General features: G+C 71.7%; 5 protein-coding genes. All 5 read left to right on the top strand.

Going from position 1 to position 6,264, the window contains the following annotated elements; all coding sequences use genetic code 11:
- The first annotated feature begins 13 nt into the window (after positions 1-13).
- The 5 genes from ACWEVS_RS42945 to ACWEVS_RS42965 all read left to right on the top strand — a co-directional run bounded on the left by ACWEVS_RS42945 (position 14) and on the right by ACWEVS_RS42965 (position 6,219).
- Positions 14-991 carry a M48 family metallopeptidase gene (locus tag ACWEVS_RS42945; protein ID WP_452556665.1) on the top strand — a complete coding sequence of 326 codons (978 nt, stop codon included), beginning with the start codon at positions 14-16 and terminating at the stop codon, positions 989-991.
- Between the two features lie 18 nt (positions 992-1,009).
- A complete protein-coding gene (gene lipA, locus ACWEVS_RS42950) occupies positions 1,010-1,939 on the top strand; it encodes a lipoyl synthase (RefSeq protein WP_449921417.1) in 930 nt (309 codons plus the stop codon).
- A 123-nt stretch (positions 1,940-2,062) separates the two neighbouring features.
- The gene (locus ACWEVS_RS42955) at positions 2,063-4,492 is read left to right on the top strand and encodes a beta-glucosidase H (protein ID WP_452556667.1); all 2,430 of its coding nucleotides are present in this window, start codon (positions 2,063-2,065) and stop codon (positions 4,490-4,492) included.
- A 285-nt stretch (positions 4,493-4,777) separates the two neighbouring features.
- A complete protein-coding gene (locus tag ACWEVS_RS42960) occupies positions 4,778-5,458 on the top strand; it encodes a DUF4191 domain-containing protein (protein WP_449921419.1) in 681 nt (226 codons plus the stop codon).
- The gene (locus tag ACWEVS_RS42965) at positions 5,458-6,219 is read left to right on the top strand and encodes a class I SAM-dependent methyltransferase (protein WP_452556669.1); all 762 of its coding nucleotides are present in this window, start codon (positions 5,458-5,460) and stop codon (positions 6,217-6,219) included. The genes ACWEVS_RS42960 and ACWEVS_RS42965 overlap by 1 nt, the downstream gene beginning before the upstream one ends.
- Positions 6,220-6,264 lie beyond the last annotated feature (45 nt).

Consider the following 6,264-nt stretch of genomic DNA (forward strand, 5'->3'; position numbering starts at 1 on the left):
TAGTATCGGCGACATGCGAAGGATTGCCGCTCTTGTCCTATCCCTCGCTGTCCATGCCCTGACGCTGGGGTTCGTGGTGCTCGGCGTGTCGATCATCCTCAACGGGCCGACCCGGATCGTGTCCTGGTTGATGGGCGCCGTGCTGGTGGGGATCGGGGTGCTGCTGCGCCCGCGCCTCGCCCGCCTGCCCGCCGACGCGGAGGTGCTCGACCGGGACGCCGCCCCCGAGCTGTACGGCCTGGCCGAGCGCGTGGCCGACGAGGTGGGGGTGGCCAGACCCGCCCAGGTGGCGGTGCTGGACCTGGCCACCGTCGCGAGCTGCCCCCGGATCGGGCTGCGCAGGACCCCCACGCTGGTCATCGGCCTGCCGTTGTGGCTGGCGCTGTCGCCGCGGCAGCGCGTGACGGTGGTCGCCGGCGCGTACGCCGCGGCCGAGACGCTCGACGGGCCGATCGTGGAGGGCGCCCTGTCGACGCTCGGCGAGTGGCGCCACACGCTGCTGGGTTCCGAACCGCTGAGCGCCCGCACCGAGGCGGACGTGGCCATGGCGTTCACGCTCGGCGCCTGGGCCCCGAGCAGTTCCTACAACGTGGCGGGCATGCTCGGCCGTACCGTCGGCAGGATCTTCGGCTGGCCCGTGCTGGCGGCCGAGCACCTGCTGCGGTGGCTGATCCGTTCGGGCGACCCGCGCGCGGCCGAGCGGCGGCGGGCGATCACGCTGCGCGCGGTGACCGAGAAGGACCTGACCGAGCTGCAGGAGCTGATCGCGGGCCGCAGCTATCTGGCGCCGATGCAGGCGGCGGTGCTGCGCGGCGAGAGCGTGGAGCAGATCAGGCAGGCGGCGCTGACGCGGGCCCGGCTGTCCGACGACGGCGTGCTCACCTCCGCGCCGGGTTCGCGGCTGCTCGGCGCGGCCGAGTCGGCGGTCATCGACACCGAACTCGCCGGCCACTATGCCAGGGCGGCCCGCGGGTTCGGTCTCATAAGTTGAGCGACGTAAGCTTTAACGGTGACCGTTGCTCCTGATGGCCGTAAGCTCCTCCGCCTGGAGGTGCGCAACGCCGAAACCCCTATTGAGCGCAAGCCCCCGTGGATCAAGACCAAGCTCAAGACCGGTCCCGAGTACACCGAGCTGAAATCGCTGGTGCGCCGGGAGGGCCTGCACACGGTCTGTGAAGAGGCGGGCTGTCCCAACATCTACGAGTGCTGGGAGGACCGCGAGGCGACCTTCCTCATCGGCGGCGACCAGTGCACCAGGCGCTGTGACTTCTGCCAGATCGACACGGGCAAGCCCAAGGAGTACGACAAGGACGAGCCGCGCCGGGTGGCCGAGTCGGTCCAGCAGATGGGCCTGAAGTACGCCACGGTGACCGGTGTCGCCCGTGACGACCTGCCCGACGGCGGCGCCTGGCTCTACGCCGAGACGGCCAGGCAGATCCACTCGCTGCTGCCGGGCTGCGGCGTCGAGCTGCTGGTTCCCGACTTCAACGCCAACCAGGAACAGCTGGAGGAGGTCTTCTCCAGCAAGCCCGAGGTGTTCGCGCACAACATCGAGACGGTGCCGCGGATCTTCAAGCGCATCCGTCCCGCCTTCCGCTACGAGCGCTCGCTGCTGGTGATCACCAAGGCGCGCGAGGCGGGGCTCGTCACCAAGTCCAACCTGATCCTGGGTATGGGCGAGGAGCGGGAGGAGGTGATCCAGGCGATGCGCGACCTGCACGAGGCGGGCTGCGACCTGCTGACGATCACCCAGTACCTCCGCCCGACGCCGCGCCACCATCCCGTCGACCGGTGGGTGAAGCCGGAGGAGTTCGTCGAGCTGCAGGCCGAGGCCGAGGCGATCGGCTTCGCCGGCGTCATGTCGGGTCCGCTGGTGCGCTCGTCGTACCGCGCGGGGCGGCTCTACCAGCAGGCCATGGCGGCCCGCCAGAACGCCTGACCACCGCACCGAGAAAAGGCCGCACGCCGTGCGGCCTTTTTCTTTTGCCCGGACACCCCGCTACAGGTAACGCAATAGTAACAAACCTAGTAAGCGGTAAGTTTTCTGGTTAACACTGGCTGCGTGGACTTCGACGAACTGATCACACAGCTGGACCTGGCCACCAAGATCCGCCTGCTCACCGGCGCGGACATGTGGTCGCTGCCCGCCGTCCCCGAGATCGGCCTCGACCGGCTCGTCATGAGCGACGGGCCCATCGGCGTGCGCGGCGAGCAGTGGAGCTCCGCCGACCCCTCCATCGCGCTGCCGAGCCCCACCGCGCTGGCCGCCACCTGGGACGTCGGCCTGGTCCGCCAGGTCGGCCGGCTGCTCGCCCAGGAGGCCAGGCGCAAGGGCGTGCACGTGCTGCTGGCGCCGACCATCAACCTGCACCGCTCCCCGCTCGGCGGACGCCACTTCGAGTGCTTCTCCGAGGACCCCTACCTGACAGGGGAGCTGGGCGCCGCCTACGTGAAGGGCGTGCAGGAGGGCGGCGTCGCGACCACGCCCAAGCACTTCGTGGCCAACGACTTCGAGACCGACCGGTTCACCGTCGACGTCAAGGTCACCGACCGGGTGCTGCGGGAGGCCTACCTGGCCCCCTTCGAGCGGGTGGCGAAGGCCGGGGCGTGGGGCATGATGACCGCCTACAACGCGGTCAACGGCACCACGATGACCGAGCACTCGGCGCTGGTCAACGGTGTGCTCAAGGACGAGTGGGGCTTCGACGGCTACGTCGTGTCCGACTGGACGGCGGTGCGGTCCACCGAGGCGGCGGCGGTCGGCGGCACGGACGTGGCCATGCCAGGCCCGTTCGGGCCGTGGGGCGACAAGCTGGAGGAGGCCGTCCGCGAGGGCCGGGTACCCGAGTCCGTCATCGACGACAAGGTACGCCGCATCCTGCGCCTGGCCGCCCGCGTGGGGGCGCTGCGCCCGCGCGAGGCGAACGCGGCCGCCCCGGCCGACCAGACCGTCCAGGCAGAGCAGGCCCCGCGGGCAGAGCAGGCCCTGCGGGGCGCGCGGGCCGGGTCGATCGACGGGGTGGCGCTGGCCCGCGAGGTGGCCGCACGCTCCTTCACGCTGCTGAAGAACGAGGGCGGGCTGCTTCCCTTCGCCGGGACGTCGACCCTCGCGCTCATCGGCTCGGCCGCCGACGAGGCGCGGATCATGGGCGGCGGCAGCGCCCAGGTCTTCCCCGACCGCACCGTCTCCCCTCTGGAGGGGCTGCGCGCCCGCGGCGAGGTCAGGTACGCGCTCGGCACCGACCCCCGCGTACGGCTGGCGCCGCTGGCCGTACCGACGGCGGCGCAGTTCCTGGGCGACGGCGGCGAGGTCCTGGCCGAGCACCCGCTGGCCGCCACGGAGGCCCGGTGGGTCGGCCAGCTGCCGTCCGACGTGGACGGCGAGCGGCTGCGCGCGGTGCGGCTGCGCGCCGCCTACACGCCCGAGCTCACCGGGGCGCACGAGCTGTCGGTGGCCGGGGTGGGCCCCTTCACGCTGCGGGTGGACAGCGCGACGGTGCTCGACGAGACGATCGAGCTGGAGGGCGACGACCCCGCCGCGGCGTTCCTGGCGCCGCCCGAGAAGCGCGTCGTCGTCGAGCTCACCGCGGGCAGGCCGTACGAGGTGGAGGTGACGCATCCGGCCGGCGCCTTCAGCGGCATGGCCTTCGTCGCCTTCACCCTCGGCCACGCCAACCCCTCCCCCGGCCAGGACGCGCTCATCGCCGAGGCCGTGGCCGCGGCGCGCGCGTGCGAGGTGGCCGTGGTCGTGGCCTCCACGACGCTGGAGGTCGAGAGCGAGGGCTTCGACCGCAAGGACCTGCGCCTGCCCGGCCGCCAGGACGAGCTGATCGCCGCCGTCGCCGCCGCCAACCCGCGCACGGTCGTCGTGGTGAACGCGGGCTCGCCGGTGGAGATGCCGTGGGCCGCCGACGTGGCGGCGGTGCTGCTCACCTGGTTCCCCGGCCAGGAGGCGGGCTCGGCGCTCGCCGACGTCCTGTACGGCGACGCCGAGCCTGGGGGCCGCCTGCCGACCACCTGGCCGGTACGGCTGGCCGACAGCCCCGTCGTCGACGTCACGCCAGTCGACGGGGCCGTCACCTACGAGGAGGGCGTCTTCATCGGCTACCGGGCGTGGGAGCGGCTGGGCCGTACCCCGGCGTTCTGGTTCGGGCACGGCCTCGGCTACACGGACTGGTCGTACGACACCATCGCGGCCGAGGGGTCGACCGTGACGGTCGCGGTCACCAACACCGGCACGCGCCCAGGGCGGGAGGTCGTGCAGCTGTACGTGTCGCCGGTGACGCCCGACGAGCGGCCCGCGCGGTGGCTGGCCGGCTTCGACGTGGTGGAGGCGGCGCCGGGCGAGACGGTGCTGACCACCGTGTTCCTGCCCGAGCGGGCCTTCCAGGTGTGGACGGAGGACGGCTGGCGCACCGTGCCAGGCGAGTACACGATCGCGGCGGGCCGCAGCCTTGCCGACCCGCGGGTGGCGGTCACCGTCAAGGTCTGAGCGCCGTCAAGACCCGAGCCGCCGACGGGGCGGCCTCCAGGACGCACGCCAGGACGCGCGCCAGGATCGGCGCGCCGGTGGGGCGGGCGGGCTGCCGGTCATTTCCGCCGGGTTCGGCGTCGCCCGGCGGGTTTTGGTGACCGTTCGATCCGCGCCTGAAGGGCAGGAAAACCCCGCTGTTCGAGGGGCCGCGCCGGCTTTTCCGCGAGGTACGGCCGGCCCCGGAGAAAAACGTGGAGGGTCACGTTTTCATCTCCGGCGGGGGGTGTTTGTATCCTTCACAACATGGCGAAGCCCGTAGACCCAGAAAAGCCGGGGCGCATCAAGCAGCTCCGCATGATCGCGAAGATCATCCAGCAGGCCAATCCCAAGGGGATGCCGATCGTCTTCCTCTCGGCGGTCGCCACGCTGGCCGTGGTCATCGTGATCGGCCTGGTCACTGGCTTCTTCTGGTATTCCATCTTCATCGGCGTCATGCTCGCGTTCACCGTGGGCCTGGTCGTCTTCGGCCAGCTCGCGCAGCGCGCCCAGTACAGCCTGCTCGACGGCCAGACCGGCGCGGCGGCCGCGGTGCTGCAGGGCATGCGGGGCAACTGGGAGGTGACCCCGGCGATCGCCGCCAACCGTGACCAGGACCTCGTGCACCTGGTCGTCGGCCACCCGGGCATCGTCCTGGTCTCCGAGGGGCCGGGCAACCGCGTGCAGAAGATGCTCGTCGGCGAGAAGAAGCGCCTGCAGCGCGTCGCCATGGACGTGCCCGTCTACGACATCCAGTGCGGTGACGGCGAGGGGCAGATCCCGCTCGGCAAGCTCCAGCGCCACCTGATGAAGCTGCCGCGCAACCTCAAGAAGCCCGCGGTCAACCAGGTGAAGGACCGGCTGCGCTCGTTGCCGAAGAACCTGCCGATGCCCAAGGGCCCGATGCCCAAGGGCGCGCGGATGCCGCGCGGCCCGAAGATGCGCTAGTGCTGTCGGCTTCGTCGCGGGCCAACCGTTCCTGGTGGGACGGCAACGCGGACGACTACCAGGTGGAGCACGGCGAGTTCCTGCGGGACTCCGGCTTCGTGTGGTGCCCCGAAGGGGTCGACGAGGCCGAGGCGCACCTGCTCGGTGACGTCGCGGGCAAGGACGTGCTGGAGATCGGCTGCGGCGCCGCCCAGTGCTCGCGCTGGCTGAGCACGCGGGGCGCGCGCGTCGTGGCCTTCGACATCTCCCACCGGCAGCTTCGCCACTCGCAGCGGATCGACCTGGAGACGGGGTCGCGGGTGCCCGTGCTGCAGGCCGACGCCGAGAGCCTGCCGTTCGGGGCGGACGTCTTCGACCTGGTGTGTTCGGCGTTCGGGGCGCTGCCGTTCGTGGCGGCGCCTGCGCGCGTCTTCGCCGAGGTCAAGCGGGTGCTCAGGCCGGGCGGCAGGTTCGTGTTCTCGGTGAGCCATCCGATCAGGTGGGCCTTCCCCGACGACCCGGGCGAGCGGGGCCTCACCTCCGACCGCTCCTACTTCGACCGCACGCCGTACGCCGAGACCGACGACGAGGGCAGGCTCGCCTACGTCGAGCACCATCGGACGATGGGCGACTGGATCGGCCTGATCGTGGCCGGCGGGCTCACCGTGACCTCGCTCATGGAGCCGGAGTGGCCGGAGGGCCACGACCGCGTCTGGGGCGGGTGGAGCCCTCTCAGGGGCCGCCACCTCCCGGGCACGGCGATCTTCACCTGTAGCGCGTAGCCGCCCCGCCGGCCGCGATCAGGCCGATCCAGTCGCCCATCGTCC

The sequence above is a fragment of the Nonomuraea sp. NPDC003754 genome (assembly GCF_053605785.1).

Excerpts from the sequence above, each read along its gene's own strand:
- ACWEVS_RS42945 (WP_452556665.1), top strand. The coding sequence starts at position 14 with ATGCGAAGGATTGCCGCTCTTGTCCTATCCCTCGCTGTCCATGCCCTG.
- ACWEVS_RS42960 (WP_449921419.1), top strand. The coding sequence starts at position 4,778 with ATGGCGAAGCCCGTAGACCCAGAAAAGCCGGGGCGCATCAAGCAGCTC.